At 55.8% G+C, this 24246-nt stretch carries 18 protein-coding genes; 9 read left to right on the top strand and 9 right to left on the bottom strand.

Features of this window, described 5'->3' with window-relative positions; translation table 11 throughout:
* Window positions 1–85: 85 nt before the first annotated feature.
* Window positions 86–913 (bottom strand): S9 family peptidase, encoded by an 828-nt coding sequence (locus tag LA756_RS14390; RefSeq protein ID WP_224435411.1) that lies wholly within the window; start codon window positions 911–913, stop codon window positions 86–88.
* 410 nt (window positions 914–1323) lie between these two features.
* Here LA756_RS14390 and LA756_RS14385 point away from each other — a divergent pair, with 410 nt between their 5' ends.
* From LA756_RS14385 to LA756_RS14345, 9 genes are all read left to right on the top strand, one after another.
* On the top strand, window positions 1324–2472 hold the full coding sequence (locus LA756_RS14385) for a hypothetical protein (RefSeq protein WP_224435410.1): 1149 nt from the start codon (window positions 1324–1326) through the stop codon (window positions 2470–2472).
* Window positions 2450–3721: a CpaF family protein gene (locus tag LA756_RS14380; protein WP_224435409.1), complete on the top strand. Its 1272-nt coding sequence runs from the start codon at window positions 2450–2452 to the stop codon at window positions 3719–3721. The genes LA756_RS14385 and LA756_RS14380 overlap by 23 nt, the downstream gene beginning before the upstream one ends.
* Before the next feature lie 25 nt (window positions 3722–3746).
* Entirely contained in the window at window positions 3747–4706 is a 960-nt protein-coding gene (locus LA756_RS14375; protein WP_224435408.1) for a type II secretion system F family protein, read from the top strand.
* 28 nt (window positions 4707–4734) lie between these two features.
* Window positions 4735–5712 carry a type II secretion system F family protein gene (locus LA756_RS14370; protein WP_224435407.1) on the top strand — a complete coding sequence of 326 codons (978 nt, stop codon included), beginning with the start codon at window positions 4735–4737 and terminating at the stop codon, window positions 5710–5712.
* Window positions 5709–6122: a TadE/TadG family type IV pilus assembly protein gene (locus LA756_RS14365; RefSeq protein ID WP_224435406.1), complete on the top strand. Its 414-nt coding sequence runs from the start codon at window positions 5709–5711 to the stop codon at window positions 6120–6122. Before LA756_RS14370 ends, LA756_RS14365 begins: the two co-directional genes overlap by 4 nt.
* A gap of 68 nt (window positions 6123–6190) precedes the next feature.
* On the top strand, window positions 6191–6571 hold the full coding sequence (locus LA756_RS14360; RefSeq protein WP_261362036.1) for a hypothetical protein: 381 nt from the start codon (window positions 6191–6193) through the stop codon (window positions 6569–6571).
* 25 nt (window positions 6572–6596) lie between these two features.
* On the top strand, window positions 6597–8087 hold the full coding sequence (locus LA756_RS14355; protein ID WP_224435404.1) for a pilus assembly protein TadG-related protein: 1491 nt from the start codon (window positions 6597–6599) through the stop codon (window positions 8085–8087).
* Window positions 8088–8279: 192 nt separating this feature from the next.
* Complete coding sequence (locus LA756_RS14350) at window positions 8280–10703, top strand: DUF1592 domain-containing protein (protein WP_224435403.1); 2424 nt, start codon at window positions 8280–8282, stop codon at window positions 10701–10703.
* A 32-nt stretch (window positions 10704–10735) separates the two neighbouring features.
* Window positions 10736–12034, top strand: a complete 1299-nt coding sequence (locus LA756_RS14345) for a DUF1552 domain-containing protein (RefSeq protein ID WP_224435402.1) — start codon at window positions 10736–10738, stop codon at window positions 12032–12034.
* Between the two features lie 339 nt (window positions 12035–12373).
* Here LA756_RS14345 and LA756_RS14340 read toward each other — a convergent pair whose 3' ends face one another.
* The 8 genes from LA756_RS14340 to LA756_RS14305 form a co-directional block, all read right to left on the bottom strand.
* Window positions 12374–12889: a hypothetical protein gene (locus LA756_RS14340; protein ID WP_224435401.1), complete on the bottom strand. Its 516-nt coding sequence runs from the start codon at window positions 12887–12889 to the stop codon at window positions 12374–12376.
* 5 nt (window positions 12890–12894) lie between these two features.
* Entirely contained in the window at window positions 12895–13461 is a 567-nt protein-coding gene (locus LA756_RS14335) for a response regulator (RefSeq protein ID WP_224435400.1), read from the bottom strand.
* Window positions 13451–14695 carry a sensor histidine kinase gene (locus tag LA756_RS14330; protein WP_224435399.1) on the bottom strand — a complete coding sequence of 415 codons (1245 nt, stop codon included), beginning with the start codon at window positions 14693–14695 and terminating at the stop codon, window positions 13451–13453. The genes LA756_RS14335 and LA756_RS14330 overlap by 11 nt, the downstream gene beginning before the upstream one ends.
* On the bottom strand, window positions 14692–17970 hold the full coding sequence (locus LA756_RS14325) for a response regulator (protein WP_224435398.1): 3279 nt from the start codon (window positions 17968–17970) through the stop codon (window positions 14692–14694). The genes LA756_RS14330 and LA756_RS14325 overlap by 4 nt, the downstream gene beginning before the upstream one ends.
* Before the next feature lie 125 nt (window positions 17971–18095).
* A complete protein-coding gene (locus LA756_RS14320) occupies window positions 18096–21428 on the bottom strand; it encodes a VCBS domain-containing protein (protein ID WP_224435397.1) in 3333 nt (1110 codons plus the stop codon).
* Between the two features lie 194 nt (window positions 21429–21622).
* On the bottom strand, window positions 21623–22060 hold the full coding sequence (locus tag LA756_RS14315) for a hypothetical protein (RefSeq protein WP_224435396.1): 438 nt from the start codon (window positions 22058–22060) through the stop codon (window positions 21623–21625).
* Window positions 22061–22101: 41 nt separating this feature from the next.
* On the bottom strand, window positions 22102–22992 hold the full coding sequence (locus tag LA756_RS14310) for a DUF1559 domain-containing protein (RefSeq protein WP_224435395.1): 891 nt from the start codon (window positions 22990–22992) through the stop codon (window positions 22102–22104).
* Window positions 22993–23057: 65 nt separating this feature from the next.
* Window positions 23058–24128 carry a GntR family transcriptional regulator gene (locus LA756_RS14305; RefSeq protein WP_224435394.1) on the bottom strand — a complete coding sequence of 357 codons (1071 nt, stop codon included), beginning with the start codon at window positions 24126–24128 and terminating at the stop codon, window positions 23058–23060.
* Window positions 24129–24246 lie beyond the last annotated feature (118 nt).

The following is a 24246-nucleotide window of genomic DNA, read 5'->3' as shown; positions in this document are numbered from 1 at the left end:
AGCGAGCGCGGTGAGATATTAGAGGACTCGTTATTGTCTTCGCTTCGACATGCCGAGTCAACTTTTTGCCGAAATCGAATCTGGGTTACTTCTTCTTACCGTGAGATTCGATGAAATCTGCCACTCTTTTTGGGTCCGGATGGGTGAAATGATGACCCTGCGACTTTTCGGTTCCTTCTTTGACCTCGATGATGTCGATCGTGCCACCCAGTTGCCGATACCGTTCGGCCAGAATGAATGTGTTTTCCGTTGGCGGAACTACGACATCGTTGAGAGAAACAATATGAAGAACCGGGATCTTGGCATCCGCGATCGGCTGGAGGATCTCGATGGGATTCTTAGAATAAGCCATCGCTTGTTCTTCGGTGAAGTCATATTCCTCGAGTAATCTCTTCCAGGTACCGCTGCTGCCGACCCCTTGGCCCTTACCGCCAGGCCAGCTCTTGATGTCGCAAACTGGCGTATCGCAGTAAATGCAAGCGACAAGTTCAGGGTGTCGCGACGCCCAGCCATAAACGAAGAGCCCACCGCGACTGACTCCTTCCAGGCAAACCTTCTTTGAAAGCCCTTTCTCGGTCAGGAACTTGTAGAAGTTGTCCCAATGCTGCATGGCTCTAGGGCTGCCGAGCATGTCGTTGGTATTGATGTAGGCAACGTGAAACCCACGGTCCAGGAGCAATTGATCTGCCTCCGCATGGAAGCCGGGAAAACGAGCTCGCCAGACCCATGGATTGCCATCGGCCGCTTGTTTGGGAACGACAACATAAGCTGGCCGCTGATCGACGGTGAAATCAAACTTCTGGAAACCATTCCAGGTCGACTCTTTTCCAGGCCAATCAGCACGAAGCGTCCCCGCCATCAAGCAGAGAGCAAAGAGTGTGGTAATAACGAATTTATGGCTTGGATGTTTCATAGAAGTTGCTCAGGTTGTATTGCTGTATTGATGAGGAGTTGCGCAGTTAATGTAATGATAGGAAATCGCATTTAGGAGAATTGTGGAGGGACGTTTGTAGGTAGTTTCTGTTCCTCTATGCGGCTCGAAGTGGCTTGTAACGGAAGTTACGTGACACTAAGCGTTCTCCAGGGGCTCTAAGTGGCTTTAAAACTCCATAATTCGCATCTACTTAAGGTGAGGGGGTATCGTGCCCTGGTAATCGGTAAAGGCGCAACGAATGTACGGGTTTACCTAAATCTGATTGAGAACCCTTGACACATAGTTTGACCACTCCTGCGGCATACCGCAAGCTTCAGTAGTTGCTCGTGGTGGGGCACAAATCACCATGAGTGGGGCACAACAAAACGATCCGAGGGGCAGGGCACGCTATGAAAGCGGTCATTCTCGGGCCGGCTGCGGTCGCGGAAACGCTTGCGCCGGTCGTTCAGCAGCGAGGAGTTACGGTCGTCGATCGCATCGACAACGACCTACCCGCAATTCGCGCATATTTCGAGCAGAATACGGCTCAGTGCGATCTCGTGCTGTTGGTTTCCGGAGAGGATCTGCACGAAACACGCTCGGTTATCTGCGGCTTGCAGATCTTAATGAGCAAGCCCATTCTTGTATTCGGTGTTGCGCGTTCAGCATCAGAAGTCATTCAAATTATGCGCAGTGGTGCTGCAGACTTCATTGAAATGTCGGGAGACTTTCTGCATGACTTAGAGGACTCACTCAAACGATTATTTGATTCAGAAGGACTGACGAAACGGAATGGTCAAGTCATGAGTGTCGTCTCGGCGGTGGGAGGGACGGGGCAGACCGCCGTGGCGACCAACATTTCGGCATATCTCGCAGCGAACAAACGCCACAGTACCGTCTTGGTTGATTTGAACTTAACTGGAGGGGACGCGGCCGAACATCTCGGTCTCTCGCCGCGGCAGACCATTGCGGACTGTCCTCGGTATGCGGACGAAATTCATACCGTTACCGTTTCAACGCTGCTCGAGCATCACGCGTCGGGGCTGAAGCTTGTCGCGGGACCTAACTATCTGGGCGAACATGGTGTTTTGCCGGCCGACGCGGTAAAGGCGTTGCTCGCGAATCTCGCGCAACTACACGAGTTCGTTGTCGTCGACGTCGAAGATGCATTTCATGCGGAACAGCACGCCGCACTGGAATGTTCCGACATCGTCGTGGTGGTGACCAGGCTCGATTTCCCAGGCCTCCTAAGAACGAAGCGATTGATCGAACATCTCGAGAAGTTGGACATCACCAATCTGTGCGTCGTGGCCAACAACTATATCAAGGGAACGAGCATTCCCGAGACGAAAGTCGAGTCGGTGATGAAGCGTCGACTCAGCGCGGTGATCCCTCATGAACCTGCTAGTGTTCTCAATGGGGTGAATATGGGGGAACCAGCCGTACTGGAATTCCCTCGATCGAAGTTCAGCCATTCCATTGCCAAGCTCACAGATGCCATCTTGTCTGCGACGCCAACACGGGAGATGGAAATCCATGTTCCAGCAAACGCGTACTGAGCAAGCCAAAGCGACTTCGGACATCAAGTCGTCTCGAAACGATGACAAGCAAATCAAAGAGAAGTTCCATCGATGGCTCATCGAGATGGTCGACGTCCGAGCGATGCTCAAGCTGGACGAGTCGGTCGTTCGCCGAGAACTGCGAGCTGCGATTGAAAAGCTTTTCCTGTCGCATCCCGAGTTGGTTCGGCACCGCGAGAAAGATCGTCTTGCCCAAGAGTTGATCGACGAAATGGTCGGCTTCGGGCCATTGGAAGCATTGCTAAGAGATACATCGATTTCGGACATTCTGATCAATGGCCCACAGCATGTGTATGTCGAACGAAGCGGGCAGTTGGAAGAAACTCCGGTCCGATTCTCCGACAACGAACAGCTAGTGCGTATCATCCAGCGTATCGCAAGCCGCGTAGGCCGCCGTATCGACGAATCGTCACCGACAGTCGATGCCCGACTACCGGACGGCAGTCGATTTCATGCGGTTATTTCGCCGATCGCGTTGGATGGTGCGTTGGTTTCGGTGCGGCGATTCACGACGCACGCGATCACTCCAGAGCAGTTCGTATCTGGCGGCGGCATGTCAGAAGAAATGATGGCGTTTCTGCAAGCGGCCATTCGAACGCGGCTGAACATGGTGATTGCCGGAGGGACAGGGAGCGGGAAAACGACGCTGCTCAATATGTTGTCTGGATTTATCTCGCCTAGGGAACGCATCGTCACCATCGAAGACGCGGCGGAACTTCGTTTACGGCAGCCCCATGTCGCGAGAATGGAAACTCGTAGCGAAAACCTGGAAGGAAAAGGACTCGTCTCGACGCGAGACCTGGTTCGCAATGCACTACGAATGCGGCCTGATCGGATCATTGTCGGCGAGTGCCGTGGCGAAGAAGTATTCGACATGCTGCAAGCGATGAACACTGGCCACGATGGTAGCCTCACAACGGTTCACGCCAACAGTGCCGACGATGCGATCAGTCGACTGGAAATGTTGCTGGGGCTCGCTCAAGACAATTTGCCGATGTGGTACATCCGGCAACAAATCGCGGCTTCGATCGATCTTGTCGTGCACGTAAAGCGTCTGGCCAACGGTCAACGAAAAGTCACGCAGATCGGTCAGGTCGTTAAGCAAGGAGACACGGTCACATTGAAACCGATGTTTGTTTGCCGATTTCATGAGGATGGAGGAGAACCGACATTCGAGCGGCTCGACATTCCATCCGACTTAGTTTCCAAAATGAACTCACGCTGTTAATCAGGACAATATAGGGGCAGGTCCGATGTCGGAATCATTCATTTTGATCAATACGTTTCTCGGCGTGACGATCGGAGTCGTCGCCGTTGCGTGGCTGGTCTACGACGCGTTCTTTCGTGTGCGGGGAAAAGTGGCCGAGCGAATCGACGGTGCGATGCGCGAGCATGTCGAATCGCATCAAGAGAATTCGCCGATCATCAAGGACATGGTTCGGCCGATCAACTCCGGCAATAAACAGTTCACCCAGCGAATGCAGGAGCGAACGCAGACTTGGCTTGATCAAGCCGCGACAGGGATGAATGTCTGGCAGTTTTGCGTGATCAGCATTGTCACGGCGATTTTCTCCGGCGGGATTTTTTGGTTCGCGTTCGGGCCGGGATGGGTTTTGAGTATCGGAACACCGCTGATGATGCTAATGCCTGCGGTGGTCGTTTACTCGCGGCGAAACGCTCGTAGCGAACAAATCTCGACACAATTGCCGGATGCTTTTTCGGCAATGAGCCGTGGTCTTCGAGCCGGTCAGGCCGTGCCTGCGGTGGTGCAGATGATTGCCAACGATTTTCCCAAGCCACTTTCCGAAGAGTTCAACTACTTCTACGAACAGCAACACTTAGGTGTTCCGCCGGAAGTTGCTTTGCGAGACATGGCTCGACGCGTGAACGTGATGGAGCTTCGGATTTTCACGATCGCTTTAATCGTTCATAAGCGAGCTGGGGGTAACCTGGCCGAACTTCTTCAGCAGTTGTCCGAGTTAGTTCGCAAACGCGTCAAGATGAAACGACGCATCAAATCGCTGACCGGCGAAGGTCGTATGCAAGCGGCCGTTCTGATTGCGATGCCCACGATTGTTGTTTTGATCATGGCGCTGATCGCACCGCAATACATCAGCGTGCTGCTGGAACGACACGACATCCTCGCCGGCTGTATCATCTCGCAGATGATCGGGGCGTTCTGTATCTATCGCATTGTCAACTTCTCGTATTAACCGAAGCGAACATTTCAGGGGCAGAAAAATGTTTGGATTGGATTGGACAACCTGGTTGATCATCGCTTCGGTGTTCACTGGTGTGTTTTGCCTGGTGATGGTGGCTTCCAGCTTATTGGCACCGGTTCCCGATAAAGCGCTTTCTCGTGTCGATGGGCTCATCGATGGGAACCGCGACAAGACCGTTTCCAAAGCTTCGGAGCTCTTAAGCCGAGTTGCGGTGAGCGGCGCGACGAAAGAACTCATGCGGCGTTTGATGCCGGATGACGAGACTCGTCGAACAAGGATGATGAATCGATTAATCCGTGCGGGATACTACGAGCCTGCGGCGTTGGGTTACTTCATGATCATGAAAGTGAGCATGATGGTCGCCCCGCTTATTTTGTGCTCGATGTGTGCCTGGGCGTTACCCTGGTCTTCGCACTGGACGGTGATGGTCGGAGCTTTGCTTGGGTTCGTCGGAATGATGATTCCCGACGTAATCCTCAGTTCCATCACGCGTGGCCGTCAACGCCGTTTCCGTCAGGCACTTCCTGACTTTGTGGACTTGTCAATTACTTGCGTCGAAGGGGGCATGGGGCTTTCCGAAGCCGTGGCCCAAGTGCACGCGGAAATGCGACAGACCCATCCGCTTCTAGCGAACGAACTCGACTTCGTGTTGCGGGACGTTCATCTGGGACAAACCCTGGGGCAGGGGTTTCAACGGATGAGCGACCGCACCGGAGTCGACGAAGCACGAGCGTTGGCGTCGTTCGTCGAACAGTCGCAGAAGTTCGGTTCCGAAATGGGGTCTGCATTGCGAGAGTTGTCGGACATGTTGCGGTTTCAGAGAGAGCAGCGTGCCGAGGAACTCGCTCAGCAAGCGTCGGTGAAGATCTTGGTGCCGACTCTGCTGTTTATCTTTCCCACCATCTTCGTTGCGTTGGCTGGCCCTGCGGCTCTGCAAATTCAGCAGTCGTTCCAGGAAATGCCTGCCGAAACGAAAGCGACGGAGGCTAAGAAATGAGATCCCTCCATCGGCAATCAACGCGTGCTGTCGCGGCTACGGAACTTGCCATTTGTCTTCCACTGCTGTTTGTCATGACGATGTTCTGCGTGCAACTTGCCCAGGGCTATCACATCAGAGCCGTGGCCAACCAGGCCGCATGGCGAGCAATACGTTTCGCAAGCACTACGCGCTTCGACGAAGACGAAATAGAGCAGTGGAAAGCGGAAGTCACCGCCGAAGCGGTCGAGGAGCTTTCGCAGTTAACCTCCTTCGATCCCGATCAATTGACGTTGGATTTGGAAGCCACAACGACCGACGACCGAGTTGAAATTGAAATGCAAATGCGTTTGGTGATCGACTCGCCGCTGCAGTTAATGCCTGGCGATTTTGAAGTCAATCGAACCCTTAAGATCCGGCAGTACCGATGAACAATTCCAGGAGAAAGCGACGTGTTTATCGACGAGGTGGCACTCTCGTTGAAACGGCACTGGTGCTGATGATTTTTTTCATCACGATCTTCGGCATCTTCGAGTTCGGAATGACCGCCATTCGACAGAACGTATTGGACGAAGCCGCGCATCGGTTGGCTCGCGCGGCGGCCATTCGGGGCGAAGATTCCGAGATGGGCCGCTGGGGGCCGACGGCAATCGAAGCAACGCTCGACAGCCAAGAAGACTTCATGGCCGAGATCGGTCCGGCCGCCTATTTGTTGGATACCAGTCTCGTGAATGTGCAGATGTCTTGGGAAGACGACATGGCCACGACAAATTCTGAACTGACCGTTCAGCTGACATGTGATCAGCCGCTGTTATTGGGAACGTTTTGGGGCATGCAAACCATTCCACTTTCCAGTCGAGCAGTGGAACGCATCGAGTAATCGATGAATCACAAGGGGCAAAATAATGAAACGTCAGATCCGTCGAAACACACGCCACGGCAAGATTCTCGTTCTCTTGGCTGTGCTGCTGCCAACGCTGTTTACTTTCCTGCTTTTGGTGCTGGATGGTAGCAACGTGACGTCTAGTTTTCGAGACGCCCAGCAAGTAGCAGATACCGCGGCACTATCTGGTGCGGACGAGCTCTTCTTCGGATCGACACCGTCCGAAGTGGAAGCGACTGCCCGGGAGTACGCGGAGGCAAACGTCTCCTCAGGCGGCGCTACGATTGAAGTGAATTGTCCTCCGGTTTCTGGAACATTCGTGGGATCTTCCAATCATGTGGAAGTGATCTTGCGCGATACCGTTAGAAATTCCTTTGGCTCAAGTCGCCTGGGGAATGAAGAGACCACCATCAGTGCCCGATCGGTGGCAGGCCTGAAGGCAGTTACCGACGACTCGGCGATCATCGTGTTGGATGACGATCCACCACCGTTCGCCTTGTCGCCGGTGCTGCCTATCGTGCCTTCATTGCCGGCTATTCTTGGCGGCATGGAAGTGCTCGGGTTAGGTCGGGTTACTGTGGATGGTGCGGTGATCGTGAACACCGATTGGGGTGGTGTCGACGAGCATGGCGAAAACGTCGGTGAGAACCGACTTCCTCCGTTTGGAATCACTTGCATGCCGATTCTTCCGTTGTCGAAATTGGTCGCTACCGATATCCGTACGACCGGCGGTGTCGATCGCCTGCAGAACTACTCGAAGTACGGAGGCGATGGTTCCGAAAGCGTGCTGCAGGCACGACGACGTCCGGTGCCCGATCCGTTTCGCGACGTGCCGGTGCCGACAGTCTCTGCCGATAGCAGCAACGTGAAGAACGTCTACCATGGCGGCCGAACAATTGTTGGCATTCCGTTGATTGGGCCTCCCATCACATTAGAACCTGGCGTGTACGAATGGATTACGATCCTTGCCGGACGCATTCAGTTCGAGCCTGGCGTTTACATCATTCGGAACAAGGACCCACTCTTGCAGATTTCGCTCACCATGTTGGCCGGCGAAGTGGAAGCGGAGGGAGTGATGTTCTATATCACCGACAACACTGGCTACTCACCGGTCAGTGGCAGTCCCGACGCATCCGATGGCGAAACTCGTCCCGACGATGGCGGCTTGCTGGCGGACGTTTTGGGGCTGCTTCCATCGGCCGTGGTGAATATCGGGCTGTTGGGAAGCAACATTACACCGATCAACGATTCGAGTAGCCCGTTCGACGGCTTCTCGTTCTACCAGCGTCGGATGGATCGTCGTCCGATTGTGTTTGTCCAAGAGAACCTTTTGGGAAATGGAAGTCTCGAAGGGAACGTCTATTCCAAGTGGGGGCACGTCATTCTAGCCGGAAAAGGGACTTTCGATGCCCGGTTCGTGGTGGGCACGATTCGTCTTATCGCGTTGCTAGATATGGACATACGTCCGTCGGTCGAGCTTCCGCCGGCCTACGATGTCTATCTTGCTGAGTAGAACACCCTGGTGGGCTGAAAGGGGCTCGAAACGGGTGCTAGCAGGCGTAAAGCTTCTCGCTTTTCTTGAACATATTGGCTAGAATACCTACCGGATGCCGATGGAGAAACGAGACCTGCCAGGCATCCGCACCCTCCTTTAATTCCGCTGCGACTCATGCTCGCAGCCTCTCCCACCTTGCTTGCGAATCCTATGAATTTCATCCCACGCGTTTCGACATGCGCGCGCCTCGGTATTTTGACGAGTGTGACGGGTCTGATTCTCTTGCTGACGACAAACGCGACGCTTACCGCGGCCGAGTCGTCCTCGAACCCCGTGCGCTCGTTCCTTGAGAACAACTGCTACGACTGCCATGTCGGCGACTCGGCGGAAGGGGCGTTGGACCTCGAGCAACTTTCGTTTGACCTGGGCGATGCCAGCAATATGCAGCGATGGGTCCGCGTTTACGATCGTGTCCACTCTGGGGAAATGCCCCCTGAAGATTACGGGGAAGCCGATCCTAAAGAGCGTGCCGCGTTCCTCGGGGCAACCCATCACGGTCTGAGCGATTTTCAGAACAAGATCAATACGAAGTATGGCCGCGTGCGTGGTCGTCGTCTGACTCGAAAGCAGATCGAGCGTTCGCTGCAAGACTTGTTTGCCATCGACGTTCCTTTGATGGAATACCTCCCGGAAGAAAACAAGACCGACGGATTCACCACCGTTGCCTCAGGGCAAGGGATGTCGCACTTTCAGTTGGCGGCTCACCTCGATACGGTCGATGCCTCGTTGGACGAAGCGTTCCGGCGAGCGCTCAGTCCCGAGGACAAGGATGAACGCGACTTCGATGCCAAAGGCGTCGCACGAACCAACCCCAAACGCCGCTGCCGCGAACCGGAGATGCGTAACGGTCAGGCCGTCATTTGGTCTAGTGGAATGATCTACTATGGTCGAATGCCAGCGACAACTGCCAAGCATGATGGATGGTACGAGTTTGAGGTGACCGTTTCGGGGCTGAAGCTTCCAAAAACTGGGGGCGTTTGGTCGACCGTGCGAAGCGGCCCTTGCGTTTCGAGCGCTCCATTGTTGACCAACGTGACCACATTCGAGGCGATGGAGAAACCGCAAGTGGTCAAGTTCACCACGTGGCTTCCCAAGGGGCATATGCTCGAAATTCGCCCCGGCGACACGACGCTCAAAAAGGGGCGGTTTGCCGGAGGGCAAGTCGGTGTCGGTGAAGGAGAGCCACAAGACCTCCCTGGCATCGCATTCGATCGTGTCACGATGAAGCAAATTCATCGCAACGGGAACGACGATCTCGTCCGCGAATATCTTTTCGGCGACCTCAAAGTCGAACCGCAGAAAGATAAACGCAAGCCTTGGAAGGTGATTAGCAAAAATCCGAAGGCGGATGCGGAACGCCTGCTGACTCGGTTTGCCGGACGAGCATTCCGCCGACCGGTAACTTCGGACGAACTGCAGCCATACCTGGAAGAGGTCAACGCCGCACTCGATAAAAAAGCAGAGTTCGTCGACGCACTGCGCCTCGGCTATCGAGCTCTGCTTTGCTCGCCGCGGTTCGTTTACTTCGCCGAAGAGCCAGGGCAGTTGGACGACTTTGAAGTGGCGACACGTCTCAGCTATTTCCTCACCGGAAGTACGCCTGACGAAGAGCTGTTGCAGTTGGCTGCGGCGGGCAAAATTCGAGACGAAGCAATCCTCAAGCAGCAAGTCAATCGCCTGTTGAAGGACGAACGGGGCGAGCAATTCGTGCACGATCTCGCGGCCGAATGGCTCGACTTGGATCAAATCGATTTTACGCAGCCCGATAAAAAGCTTTATCGCACGTACGACCCCATTGTCGAAATCGCCATGCTCGACGAGACGGAAACGTACCTCCACGAAATGCTGGAAAAGAACCTGAGCGTTTCACACTTGATCGATTCCGATTTCACCTACATGAACAGCCGCCTGGCTCGCTACTACGACATCGACGGCATCACCGGAGATGAGCTTCGCCGCGTGAAGCTGAAACCGGAGCATCATCGCGGAGGCTTGCTTACACAGGGAGCCATCATGAAGGTGACCGCTAACGGCTCGAACACTTCGCCGGTCATTCGGGGTGTTTGGGTTTCCGAACGTCTGTTGGGTGTCGAAGTGCCTCCACCGCCGACCAATGTCCCCGCGGTGGAACCTGACATTCGGGGAGCGAAAACGATCCGCGAGCAGTTGGCCAAGCACCGCAGTCAGGGACAGTGTGCCAGCTGTCATACGAAAGTCGATCCGGCTGGATTCGCGCTGGAGAACTTCGACCCGACCGGGCAATGGCGAACGCACTACGTGAAAATGGAGCGTGGCAAGCCGCGAAATGGACTGCCGATCGATGCCAGTTACGACTTGCCCAGCGGCCAGAAGTTTAAAAACATCAAAGGCTTCCAGAAGATCGTCACCAGCCACCCGCATCGCCTGGCCGCTAACGTTGCCGAGCACATGCTGACCTATGGCACCGGGGCGACGATCGAGTTTGTCGATCGTGCCAAAGTGGAAGCGATCGCCGAGAAGTCGGCCACGGATGACTACGGTTTCCGCTCGATCGTCGAGCATGTCGTCACCAGCGAACTGTTCCTCACCAAGTAAACGTCCTCACCTCCAACGAAAAGAGACAAGTGATGTCGCGCCAAGTTCATTTCAACTTCGGGAAGAAGCTGAGCCGTCGAACCGTGCTGCGTAGCACCGCAGGCGTGGGGATGGCGATTCCTTGGCTGAGCGCCATGCGGAAGGCATTCGCTGGCAACGAAGAAGAGCAGAAGACTCCTAAGCGGTTCGTCGCGATGACGCTTGGCCTAGGTCTGCACGCGGAGAACTTGAACCCTAAGAAAGAAGGCCGCGACTACGAGTCGTCGATGTACCTCGAAAAGCTGAAGGACATCCGCGATAAGTACACCGTCGTTTCGGGGACGTCGCATCCGGAAGTTTCCGGCGGGCACCGTGCTGAAGCCAGTTTGCTGTCGGCCACGCCGATGGGATCCGGGGCTCAGGCTCGCACGACCATCTCGGTCGATCAGCTGATGGCGAAGCACCTGGGGCACCATACGCGGTTTCCATCGCTGGTGCTCAGTTCGTCGGGCAATAACAGCCCTTCTTATACCGAGAACGGTTCGATGATTCCGGCTGAAAGCTCGCCGGCTCGGCTGTTCATACAGTTGTTCGTTAATGACTCGCCGCAAGAGCAAGCCAAGCAACTGCATCGTGCTCGTCAAGGGAAGAGCATCATGGACCTGGTCGCCGAAGATGCCAAGTCGCTCTCACGCGAACTGGGGGCTGGCGATCGTGATCGGTTGGCGGCTTACTTCCAAAGCGTTCGCGAGTTGGAAAAGCGGATGGTCGAAGCCGAGCAGTGGGCTCACTTGCCGAAGCCGAAAGTCGACATGCAGAAGCCGATCGACATCAACAACCCGAACGACTTCATCGGCCGTCAGCGACTGATGAACGATATGATTCGCCTGGCTTTGTCGACCGATTCGACCCGATTCATTTCATACCACCTCGGCGGCAGCGGCGGTGTCGTGCCGATCGAAGGGGTCGACGAAGGGTATCACTCGCTCAGCCATCATGGCCGCGACGAAGAGAAGCTGGCCCAGTTGGCAATGATCGAAACGGCCATCGTTCAAGCGTGGGGCGACTTCCTGCGTGGGCTCGACGGCGTTCAGGAAGAAGAGGGAAGCTTGCTCGATAACACTTCGGTGCTGCTGACAAGTAACCTCGGGAACGCTTCCAGTCACGATAACCGCAACATGCCGGTGTTGCTGGGTGGTGGTGGCTTCAAGCATGGGCAGCACCTCGCGTTCGACTCGAAGCGGAACTATCCGCTGCCGAACTTGTACCTCTCGGTGCTGCAGCAAACCGGCTTGGAAGTCGACTCGTTCGCGACAAGTACCGGAACGATGCGCGGGCTCGAGCCTGCGTAAAGGCTTGGCCGAAAAGAAGATCGAATTGCCATAGATCGGTGCTGGAAACTCTTGAGTTATTATATCGGAGTGTCCAAGCGACTCTGGCAAAGAAATTGAAAGTGCGTAACTCGTTGGGGCTACGCACTTTTTGTTGCGCGCATCGGACCAGGTAAAAACGGCACCCTTAATTTCGACCGCTTGCGGCCCAAAATCAGGTGTATTCTTCGCGAAGACTTGCCCATGTGTTGGAGTGCAAGTGTGCAATAATTCTTGCAAAGAGTGCGCAGACTCGTTTATAATTCAACGCGTCGGCAAGTAAGAAGCACCGGTGCGAAAATTAGTGGCGTTCAGTCCGCTTTAAGCATGAGGCTTCGAGGCGACCAACTCCCACGGATCTTGTTCACCACACTGGGTGACCATCGCGGGGAACCCTTTCTCGAGGGCGTCGCGCCAATCGCTGGGGATCTCGCCGGCGATGGTGGCCAGCTTCGGACTGCAAGGTTTCGATTCTGCTTCGATCTGAAAAAAGATGACCGGCGGATTGGTCATCCATTGGTCGAAATGATCGGCGACGCGCTGCGTCAGGCTTTCGTCCGCGTCGGCGAAATGGTTGTCGGCAACGAAGACGATTTCGCACGGCTTCATCATCTTACCCCACAGTCGATCGCAGCCGCGCTGAAGCACGCCGGCAAGCCGATGCCGCAGGAAGCTGGCCTGATCGTCGAACGATTGGCCGACGTAGGGCGCAAGATCTCCCTGTTGGGAACAAAGCAGTGGGGTGGTGTTGCCGGCCTGATCGATGCCGGCGACATACCAGCGGAACGATGCCGTTTCGATCAGAACCGTTAGCAGCACAGGTTGTTTGGTCGACAAAGGGGCTACTCTCCTGCGGCCGGTTTGCATGGTTCGTTGGCAAGTTCTTCCAACAAATTGCCGGTTTCGGTGAACGATTGCAGCAAGTCTTGATCGATGGTCTGCCCATCTTGGCCGAGCCGTAATTGCTGCGAGATCTGCTGACCCATGCCCACATAGCGTTGCATCTGGTGGAGCATTTCCCGATGAGCGGTTTCTTTTTCGTAAACTTCCACCGCTTCGGTAAGCAGATCGATCAGTTCGTCCGGGTCCCAAGGCTTCGTCACGTAGCGGTAAAGTCCGCCGGTGTTGATGGCCTCGATGACCGACTTGATGTCCGCATATCCAGTGAAAAGGATTCGCGTGGTTTTGGGGAACCGCCGGCAACAATGACTGGCCAGTTCGGCCCCTGTCATTTCCGGCATACGCTGATCGGTCATCAGGACGGCAATGGGGTGCTCGGCCATGATTTGCAAAGCTTCTTCGCCTGACGTCGCCGTATGCACGGTAAACTGTCGGCGCAGCAGGCCAATCAGCGAGTGCAAGATATCTGGCTCGTCATCCACCAGCAAAATCGATGGCTTATTCTTCATGACTACCTCCCGTGGTTTGACTCTCGAGCGGTCGTACAGGCAATTGTACACTAAAAGTGCTGCCGCGGCCCAATTGACTGCGAACTTGAATCGAACCTCCATGGTCGCGGACGATGCCGTAGCTGACCGCGAGACCCAGCCCTTGGCCGCTTCCTACGGCCCTGGTTGTGAAAAAGGGTTCAAAGATATGAGCTAGCTCGCTATCTGACATACCGCAGCCATGGTCTTGAACTTCGATTTGGACACCTTCTTCGCAGCGGGAAGAACGGAGCGAGATATGGCTGCCGGGCTGGCTCGCTTGGACTGCATTTAGCAATAAGTGGTGCAGCACCTGTTGGATCTTGACGGGCTCGCACAGAATGTCGGGCACTTCGCCGGGGTCGATGGACAGTTCGATCTGACGCGACTCGATTTCATGGTGCAGCAGCTGCGAAACGGCAAACAACGCCGCGTTGACGTCCATGTAGTCGAGTTCCGCTTCGTCGAGCCGAGCAAACGAACGGAGGTTCTGCACGATGTCGCGGACGCGCTGCAGGCCATGCTGCGAACGGTCGAACATCTGGGGGGATTCGTCGCGGATCCATTGATAGTCGCACTCTTCTTCCAGCTCGGCTGCTTTCTGGGCAACTTCAGGATGCGTCTTGGCGATCTCTTCGTGCAGCGATCGATATACGTCCAGCAGTTCGAATGCCGCAGCGACGTCGCGTTTGAGGACTGCCAGGTTGTTGGCGACCAGGGCGATGGGGTTGTTGATCTCGTGCGCCATCCCGGCCGCCATCTGACCGAGACTGGCCAGCTTTTCGCTTTGGACCAACGCGGCTTGGGTCTCGCGAAGCTGCCGGTTTTGCTCGGCGAGTTCTTGTTCCAAGCGAACGATCCGTTCTCCTTCCCGAAGACGGACACGCAGCTCGTTGTGATCGACCGGTTTGACGAGGAAGTCGTCGGCGCCTGCCTCCATGCCGACCACCAGGTCTTCCTTTTCGCTCTTCGCCGTCAGCAGAATGATGTAAACGTAAAAAGGCGTTTCGGAAGAACGAATGCGGCGGATCAGCTCTAAGCCGTCCATCTCTGGCATGACCCAGTCGGTCAGGATAATGCGGAACGGTTCCTGCTGAAACGCTTCCCAAGCTTGATTGCCATCTTCCACTTCGGTGACGTCATATTCCCAGCCCTCGAGCGCCCGAACGAGGATTCGCCGCATCATCATTCCATCTTCGGCAACGAGGACTCTCATGGGGAATGTTCGTCTCGGGGCGTTTGGGCTGCGGACAGGGCGGACGTCAACTGGTCGATTTTTTCCTGCAGATTGCTCCATGCCGAGGAGAACTCGTCGAGTTTCTCGTCGCGTCCCATGAACTCGATTTTGCGAGCCGCTGCGGTTGCTTCGTCGGCCGCAAACAGCGCTACGGAGCCTTTGAGCGTATGGGCCGAGCGAATCAGCTTTTCGAGATTGCCGTTTTCGTAGGCGTCTTCAATCTCGTGCATCTGCTTGGGGCACTCGGTCAGGAACAGGGCAATCATCTCTTGCAAGATTTCGTCGTTACCCCCGACGTTTTCTAAGGCTCGTTCCAGATCGAACGCGCCAGTGTCTTGGGCAGGGGGCGTCGTGCTTTCGCTGGGGGATGGATCGGGTTCGTCCCCCAGTGCCGGTTTAATCTTTTCGACGGCAGCGAACAGTTCTTCGGGGCGGAATGGCTTGGAAACGTAATCGTTCATACCACCTTCGAGACAACGTTCGCGATCTCCTTTCATGGCATGGGCGGTCAACGCAATGATGGGAATGCTGCGTTCGGCGTTGAATTCGAGCTGGCGAATTTCAGCGGTCGCCGCGAAGCCATCCAAAACCGGCATCTGCACATCCATAAGGATCAAGTCGAACGTGCCGGAGCGATACGCATCGACGGCCAGGCGACCATTCTCGACCGCGGTGACATAGTGTCCGCGATTTTCGAGCAGGCTTTGGGCGACTTTCCGATTCACGACGCCATCTTCGGCCAGAAGGATGTGCCGCGGCACGAACTTCTTGGTTTTATCAGGCAGCAGATGCTCGCCATGGATCGAATCGGAACGGGAGGTACCCATCGCCGTGGCAATGCCATTGAGCAGCATCGACTGGGTGATGGGCTTGGTGATGCATTTCGCGATGCCATGTTTGTCGCTGAAGTCAGGATCGGTCGGACGATCGGCCGACGACAGCATCATGATCGTCAGTTCGGGCGAGTCCTCGATCTGGCGGATGTGCCGCACCAACTGCAATCCATCCATCTCAGGCATCATTACGTCGACAAGAATCAGCTGATACGGATCTTCCTTTTGCCGAGCTCGTTGCAATTCCTGCAGGGCATCTTGGCCGCTGGAGACCGACTTCGGTTTCATGCCCCAGTTAACGAGCATCTCTTCGCAGATGATGCGGTTGGTCGAGTTGTCGTCGACGATCAGAACGTGTAAGTCGTAAAGCGAATCGAGTGCGGCAGGCTTGGTGTCGGGCTGTTTTTCTGAACGGCGGAACCGAGCGGTGAAGTGGAACGTGCTGCCTTGGCCGGCGGCACTTTCGACCCAGATTTTCCCTCCCATCATCTTGGTCAGCTGCGAGGAAATCGCGAGTCCCAATCCGGTGCCGCCATATTGCCGCGTGGTGGAAGCGTCCGCTTGCGTGAACGCGTCGAAGATCTGGGTTTGCTTCTCCGGCGATATGCCGATGCCGGTATCGCGAACGGAGAAGTGGAGGGTGATGAAGTCGCCGGAGAACGCTTCGTTCTCGACTTTCATGACGACTTCTCCTTTTTCAGTAAACTTGATCGCGTTGCCGACCAGGTTCACGACAATCTGCCGCAAGCGACTTGAGTCGCCGCGAAGGAAGTCGGGCACATCCGGCACGATTCGTACGGCCAACTCAACCCCTTTGCTGGAGGCCCTGCCGGCGAGCGTATGCAACGTGGAACCGAGCGTGTCGCGAAGACGGAACGGAGCATCTTCCAGCTCCATCTTGCCTGCTTCGATCTTGGAGAAGTCGAGGATGTCGTTCAGCAGGACGAGCAGGGCGTCGGCCGAACTTTGCACAAGCTTCTGGTACTCGCGCTGTTCGTTGGTCAGGTCGGTATTGAGCAGCAATTCGGTCATGCCGATGATGCCGTTCATCGGCGTGCGAATCTCGTGGCTCATGTTCGCGAGGAAGTCGCTTTTGGATTGGTTGGCCGCTTCGGCTTGTTCCTTGGCGGTGACCAGTTGGCGATTCATCTCGGTCAACTGGGCCGTCATCAAGTTGAACTGCCGAGCAAGCTGGGTCGCTTCGTCGCTGCCATGGACGGGGACTTTGGTCTCCCAGTCGCCTTCACCGATCGAGACCGACGCGTCGGTGATCTCGCGAATGCGACGGGACAGCGACCACGAGAACCCTCCGGCCACGGCCAATGTCAGTAGCGTCGCGAAGAGAGCGAGCGACCAGATGTTTTGCCGCATGGTATAGATCGGCGCGAAAACGAGGGCCGCTTCCTGCTGCACCATAACAATCCAGTTCAAGTTTTGCCGCGCGTCTGCTTCGCCTGCCGAGGTGGCGTAAGCGGCAAGGACTTCGCCGTTGCCATCCGGTCGGCGGCGTGTGGCAATGACGCCCTTCTGGGTGAAGTCTTCGTCGAGGTTCTGAAAGTATTCGCGACCATCGGCAAGTGGTTCCGAATGGCCAGCAGGACCGCGGACGATCTTGAAGTCTTTGGTGAACAGGAAGAACTCGGTGTACGCGTGGGTGTCGGCACGCGATTGGCCATCAATGATGTTGAACACTTCCTGGATGTTCAGCACAGCTTTCATGACGCCGGCCAGTTTGCCGTCGGGCGTTTCGACGGCAATACAGATTTCGACAGAGTAAACGTGAGCGCTTTCGTCGAACGCGACATCCCCCACGTAAATCTGATTTTGGACTGCCTGTTGCCACCACTGCTCGTCATCTTGCCGGAAGTCGGACGTGCGGCTGGTCAGCGCCGCGATGCCGCCGTAACGGTTGGTGAAGAAGATCTCGCCATAGACGGGATAGCCAGCGGCTTCCTGGAGTTTCTCGGAACGCAATCGCAGTTCCTGGGAAAGCTGGTTGTCGATCAGCCCGGCAAGCAAGTCTTGCTGCTGAGCGACGCTGCCGGTCTGCCAGATCTTGTCGAGGTTCTCGACTTCGGCGAGCGGATCGGCGAGTTCTGCGAACGTGGCATTCGATTCGGCCAGCGTCTGCCGAACGAGAGTACTTCGCGAAAGGGCCTGTAGGTTGGCGATGTGGGAGGTGAGGGCCCGATCGATTTCATCCATCACCGCCGCGGCGCGCGCCGACGAACGTGCCTCGATCACTTCCTTCAGGCTACGTTCGCTGACAGCAACCGCATAGTACCCGACTACCCAAATCAACAGGGCCGGCAGGACGGTCGCCAACAGCAACTTATGGACGATACGCATGCAATAGTTAGATAAGTCAGCGGAGCGAATAGTCACACGTTCACGCGTCCGCGTAAACGTGATACGTTGCATCCAAGAGCCATTATTAATGTAAGGCAGATAACACCTTACAGGCAACGACTTACCACCATGATGAGCGTGGATAATCGCAAGTCGCGAAAATCTTTTCCGCCGAATATTGACAAGTCAGATCGCCGTTACAGCGACCAGACCGGTTCCAGCTCTACCTCTTCATCCCATTGGGCAATGTCTGCGGGATCGGAGAAGTCTTCTTCGTTTTCCCATGCCGCGTCGATGAAACGAGGATCGAACGATGTGCTGATTGCCCATGGTTCGGCAGATTCCTCGGGATACTCTAGCGGCAGAGTGGACTCTTCCGCAGGTGTCGTCGATGGGGAAGTGGACGTGAATAGAGGATACAGGGCCGATGGTTCCGTGACGGCGTTATCGACGGAAGTAGCTATTTCGATTGCTGATGCTGCCGCGATGGTAGTCCGTGGTAGCGATGCTGGCGGCGCGATCGATTCCCCTTCAAGCAGCGAGAATGTCGCGGCCTGGGCTGGTTCGTCGAAGCCACGAATGTCGTACACGGTTTGCGGGCCACCTTTGTAGAAGCCGAAGTGGATGACGAACAAGCCAAAGTCGGGCAAGCTGACATGGCCGCTGAGGTTGAAGTCAGAGCCATAGGCATGAGGGAACTGCTCGCTAGGGGTCAGGTTAAACGCTTGCACGAACAAACCAAAGTCGGCCAGGCTGACTTTGCCGTCGTCGTTAAGGTCGTACACCACAGGGATAAAGCGGCCGGTAACGTCTTCCATGGTGCTGAAGGCTTGCTCGGTGCCATCGACGCCGCCGGAAAGGAGCTCGACACCATGGTTAGTGCTCGCGGTTGGATATTGGCCGGAGGCATTCATCGGAACGCCGACAACATCTTCCGCATTCTTCGGGAACTGAATGGTGGCCAACAGTACCCGATCGCCTGGCTGATGTTCGGTCAGATCGACATTCTGAAGTGTCGCGGTCGTGATGCCAGATTCGGTCGACCAGGTGGCGCCGTCTCCCACGCTGTCGAGTAAGACGGGATCAATAAACCAACTGCTCGTGCTTGCGAATTGGAAGGTCAAGTCGAACGGCGCGGCAGGAATATCGCCGGCAATGGTGATCCACAGCTCGGCCGTGGCATCTTGCCATTCGTTGAACGTGGCTTGCGGCGAAGAACCGCTGTTGTCGACTTCACCGGCAGTGCCGAGATCGTTCTCGAACTTCAGTTCCAAAACGGAGCTTGTCGTCACGTTGATCGACTGCTGGACGGTGTGCGTTTTTCCATCCCCGTCGGTGACTGTCAGCACAATCCGATATGCCCCGGCTACCGAAGGGGTGAACTGGAAGTTCGTCAGCGCTGTGCCGCTATCGGAAGCAAAAGGTGTCATTTCCTGATCGAGGAACACTTCGTAGCTGAACGTCAAACTGCTGTTGGGCGTGTCGACATCGGTCGCCGAGGCGGTCACGTCAATCGCGTTGCCGACATAGCGTGCGGCGCTGATCGAGTCGATCGTAGCAACCGGGCTATCGGCCGAACCTGTGATCGTAATACTGATCAGCTGAGGCGTCCCATCGACCGACAACACGGTGAACAAGTCGGTTGCCGTTTCATTGGCGTTCAGGCTTTGTGCCGCGGCATTGTCGAGCGTGTAAGACCAGACGCCGGCTGCATTGACGGAGAACTCTCCGAAACTGCTCGTGGTGTTTGCTTGAGCGACAAACGAAGCTTCGCCGGGGTCGGCATCGGTGATTGTCAGTGTACCGCCGATGGCAGACGTATCGTCTTCACCGATCGTGCCGGTGATGGTTCCGCCAATGATGGCACTGTCTGGCTGCGAAGTGATCGTCAGCAAGACGGTTGCCGTGGCAGTGAATCCGCTGCCGTCGCTCGCTTGGTAGGTGAACTGATCGGTCCCGAAGTAATCGTCGTCCGGGTCGTAGGTGAAGCTGCCGTCAGGGTTGAGCGTCAACGTTCCATGCTGCACGTCGGTGACAATGCTGGCCGTTAAAGAACTGCCGACGTCGTTGGTTAGCACGCCGGACGCACTGACGGTCAGCGCCGTGTCTTCATTCGTTTCGTAGGAGTCGTCCTCGGCGGTTATCGGGGAGGAGACTTCCACGCCGTACATAATACGCGTGCCAGCCCCGTTGAACGAACTGAAGTATAAGTGATTGCCGACGGTGACTAAGTAGGCAGGGAATCCTGAGGAAACGCCTGGATCGACATCGAAAGCCGTGATGCTTCCGGCCCCATTATTGGCGGTCGGATCGTATTGCCAAACCTCTGAGCCTGTCAGCGGAGTGAAGGCAGCAAAGAAGAGGCTTCCGTTGAGCGGGGTCAGGTCCGTCGGTGTCGAGTTGGGAAGTCCTTCGTTGAGATCGTCGATGAGCGTGACGGCGTGCGTTGTTGAGTTGTAGCTCCAAAGCTCGGCACCCACATCGTTGCGGAACGCTTGAAAGAACAGTTCGCCGTTGAATACTGCCAACGAATTGGGGAATGTATTCCCTGTTCCTGAAATGCCGGTTCTGCGTGTCAGCGTTCCGTCGACGCCTGAAGCAGGATCGAACTCCCAGATTTCTTTTCCGACGGTACCGTCATCGGCGGCGAAGTAAAGCTTGTCGTTAAGCAGCGTGATTTCCGTGACTGAGAAACCGTCGTTGCCGGACGAATTGATTTCTGAAACGCGGGTTGCTTCCCCAGCGCCTGCGTTGGCGGCTGGATCGAAGACCCATAGCTGCGACTTGTAGTCGTCGTCCCATGCGGCAAAGTAAAGCTTGCCGTCGAGTGGGGTCAAAAATGTCGGGTCGGAGGAGCCTTCGGCATAGATATTGGCAGCGAGCGTCGTTTGGCCGGTGTCGGGGTCGTAGCGATACAGCTCTTTCTGAAGGTCTGTTCCGAAGGCGTTGAAATAGAGCTTACCATCGAGAACGGCGTAGTTCTTCGGGAGCGAGCCTGAGGCTTCTGCACGAATGTCGGTCACGTTATAGACGTCGCCGGCACCTTCGAGGGCAGTGGGGTCGTAGACGAAAACTTCCGAGCCGACGTCGGCCGACGTGGCAGTGAAATAAAGCTTATCGCCCAGGATGGTGAAATGATCGATGTTGGACGACACACCTCCGACGTTGATGTCTTTGATAAGCGTTACGTCGCCGGTCGCGGAATCGTAGGTGTATAGCTCGTCGCCGACCTCATCGTTCTCGACACTGCCATAAAAGAACAGCTTGCCTTCGAACTCGATGCCGCGCTCGAAGTAGATCTCGAGCGGCGACTCGGGAGTTCCGCCGTTGATCGCCGACGCGGTCAGCATCAATCGCGGTTCCATCGCTTCGACTGCCGAGCGGCTGCGCCATCGGCGACGCTTCGGCTGAGGGGTGGACTTCGAGTGAATGCTTAACAGGCGATCGCGGAATCGTTTCAGCACAAGAGAGGCCCTTAACGTCGCTGGAGTCGGCTTGTGATATTGGCGGTTGGAAGGTGCGCTTGCCACGACATTTCAGCCACGGCGATGCCCTTCGGAGGAGGGAAATGATCAATCCCCATTGATATTGCCACCCGTTCTACCGAACCGCTTGTCGAGAGAAAAGAGTGATTCTTGGGGTTTTAGGGAAAAAATAACGCCAGGTAAACCTCATTCGGCTTACCTGGCGTGGCGATTCATTTGAATTTCTTGATCTGAGCTGGCTATTTCCGTTTCGCAGCGGAAGCCGGCACTTGGAGATCCTCGACGTGATTCTCTTCGGGGAACTTCAGTTTCACCTCGTAATCGCGAAAGATGACCTGACCGTCGGGGAATAAGCCATCTTCGTCGTTGGCAGGCTGAACGCCGTCGTAGCCATCGACGCGAACGATATAAGGACCGCCCATCACGCCAAAGCGAGAGCTGGCCGTATCGTACTTGCCATCCTTGATGGTCGCGGTTCCTTGCGGGCCTTGGTTGCCGAGCGAGGTATCTGGCGTGAAGTAGATCTTGCCGGCCGGGAGCGGCTTGCCATCGAACTGGACGGTACCACTGACATGATAGGCGGTCGCACTGTCGCTGGAAGAGCTACAGCCAAACAGCCCGGCAGCAAGCAGTACCGTGGCGATTCGAAGGAGAAACGTAGGTTTTCCGTGGGGCATGGAAAAGGCTTTCAATCGATGTCGAAAGAGGAGCGAGGAGGTTAGTTGTCCGACGCAGGTTCACCGCCGGCTTTGCTGGCCGCCGATTGATAGACGTCGAAGTCGATCGTTTCCGAGACGAAACTGACCGATGCGTCTCCTAAGGCAAACATCACACCGCCGGGGTGCTCGCTACTGAAACTGATGTTGTTGAAGTTACCGCCTGATTCACTTTGCAGGCCAATGCCGTAGCGGATGTTCTTCGACGATGCCATGCCGTTGCCACTGACGCCGCGAACCCAACTGGCGAAGCTGCCGTTCTCGCCGCCGATTTCGCTCAGCACGTACGTGTTCGACAAACCATCGGTCGCGTCCCGAAACTTGACGCTCTTGTCCAACAGCATCATGCCGCCTTGGCAGAAACCACCATGGCCGGAAGGATTGGGCTCGTGAGGATACGTGGCGCCTGTCACCGAGTTGGTTCCATAAGGACCCATCACCCCGTAGTAGTGCGTCGTGAATGTCTTTCGGCCGTCGGTCAGCGTGCTGCTACCGTGGGTGGTTTCCAAGCGAGGCGAGCTAGGGCACATGAACATATCGATTTGATTCAAACCGTGGATGTTCTTGTTGGGGCCTTCTTTATTGGTGCTGGCGTTCCATGCGCCGGCGTTGAAGTTGAACTGATCGTGCAGGGGGCCTTGTTCGATGAATGGCAACACGAAGCAGTGCCAACCGAGGGTGTTCGAGTTGAGCGCCCCAGGCGGCAACGTGCCGAACGTATCGTGATAGTTGTGCAAGCCCAAGCTAAGCTGTTTCAAGTTGTTCGAGCATTGCATCCGACGAGCCGCTTCGCGCGCTTGCTGGACGGCCGGCAACAACAGGGCGATCAAAACACCGATGATCGCAATGACGACCAGCAGTTCAACCAGCGTGAAACCAGATGGCTTCTTCATAACGCTACCTCTTCCGAAAAGAATAAGAATGATGGGTGAATGGGGATGTGCGCCGTACCGCCGCGTCAGGAGGCAGGGTCGTTGAATTCGACCGGCAGCCGCTTGATGGCATCTTCCGGTGAATGCCCTTGGGCTTGCTGCACGAGTGCTTCGGCCAGGTGCGCGCCGATGGTCTCGGACGAATCGACGGTACGGATTGAAGGCCATGGGAGCTTGGCCTGATTCCGGCTGTAGACATCGGAAACGACAATCGGAATCGATTGCAGCTTCTTCTGTTTGGATGCTTTAATGGTCTTAGCGGCCGATTCGGCAAGTGGTTGCGATCGGCAGATGAGCCCGGTGATTCCTTGTTCGTGAATCAAGTCACGCGTGGCATGCTGGATCGATTGATCGTCGGTAGGCAGAAAGCGGACCGTCAAATCGCTCGGCGTGAGTCCCAGCTCGGCGGCCGTTTTCCAGATGGAATCCATGAAGGGATGATCGCCCGGCAGGACTTGGCTTCGCATGAGTACGCCCAAGCGGCGAACCCCTTGCTCGAACAGTTTCGTCGTCAGCAGTCGACCAGCTTCGACGTGGTCGCGATCGATCGACGGCAATGCTTGAATGGAAGGAAACCGCGAACCGAAAATGACCGTCGGCAGGCCGCTCGCTTGAAATAGCCGCTGCGATGTCAGCGACGAACGGGCAAGCACGAATCCTTCCGCTTGTTGCGAGCGAGCCGTTTTGGCGATCAGTTCCGAAACCCAGGCTGTATCGTCACTGCCGGGCAGGTGATTGAATTCGATCTCGGCATGCGGCAGCACACTTTGAATGCCGACAATCACTCCGTCCGCCATCATCCCTTCGGTGGCGAGATAGGTATTGTTGACGACCAGGTGAACGCGATCGATGGTCCGCTCGGCTTGGCCATGGATGCCGTCGGCAATGAATGTTCCCCGTTTTTGGCGGCGGCTGAGGATGTTTCGTTGCACGAGCAACTGCATCGCGCGATTAGCCGACGTAGTGCTGACCCCCAGCATTCGCGCCGCTTCGGCCGTGCCAAGATAGGGGTCGCCAGATTGCAGGCCGCGCGTAGCGATGTCGGCCATGATTTGGTCGGCCAACTGAATAACTCGAGGTGTCGTTGAACTGTCCATAACTTTTAGATTACCGCGAGGTGAGGAGAATGCAATATTTATTTTCGTAATTAGACGGAATATTTCCTGGTGTGTTGAAAATAATTGAGCGGGACATTAATATGGCCTTAGCTGGGGA

Source organism: Bremerella sp. TYQ1 (assembly GCF_020150455.1).
Classification (GTDB): domain Bacteria; phylum Planctomycetota; class Planctomycetia; order Pirellulales; family Pirellulaceae; genus Bremerella; species Bremerella volcania_A.
The sequence above is the reverse complement of the archived record's forward strand: the minus strand, read 5'-3'. Positions and strand labels throughout refer to the sequence as shown.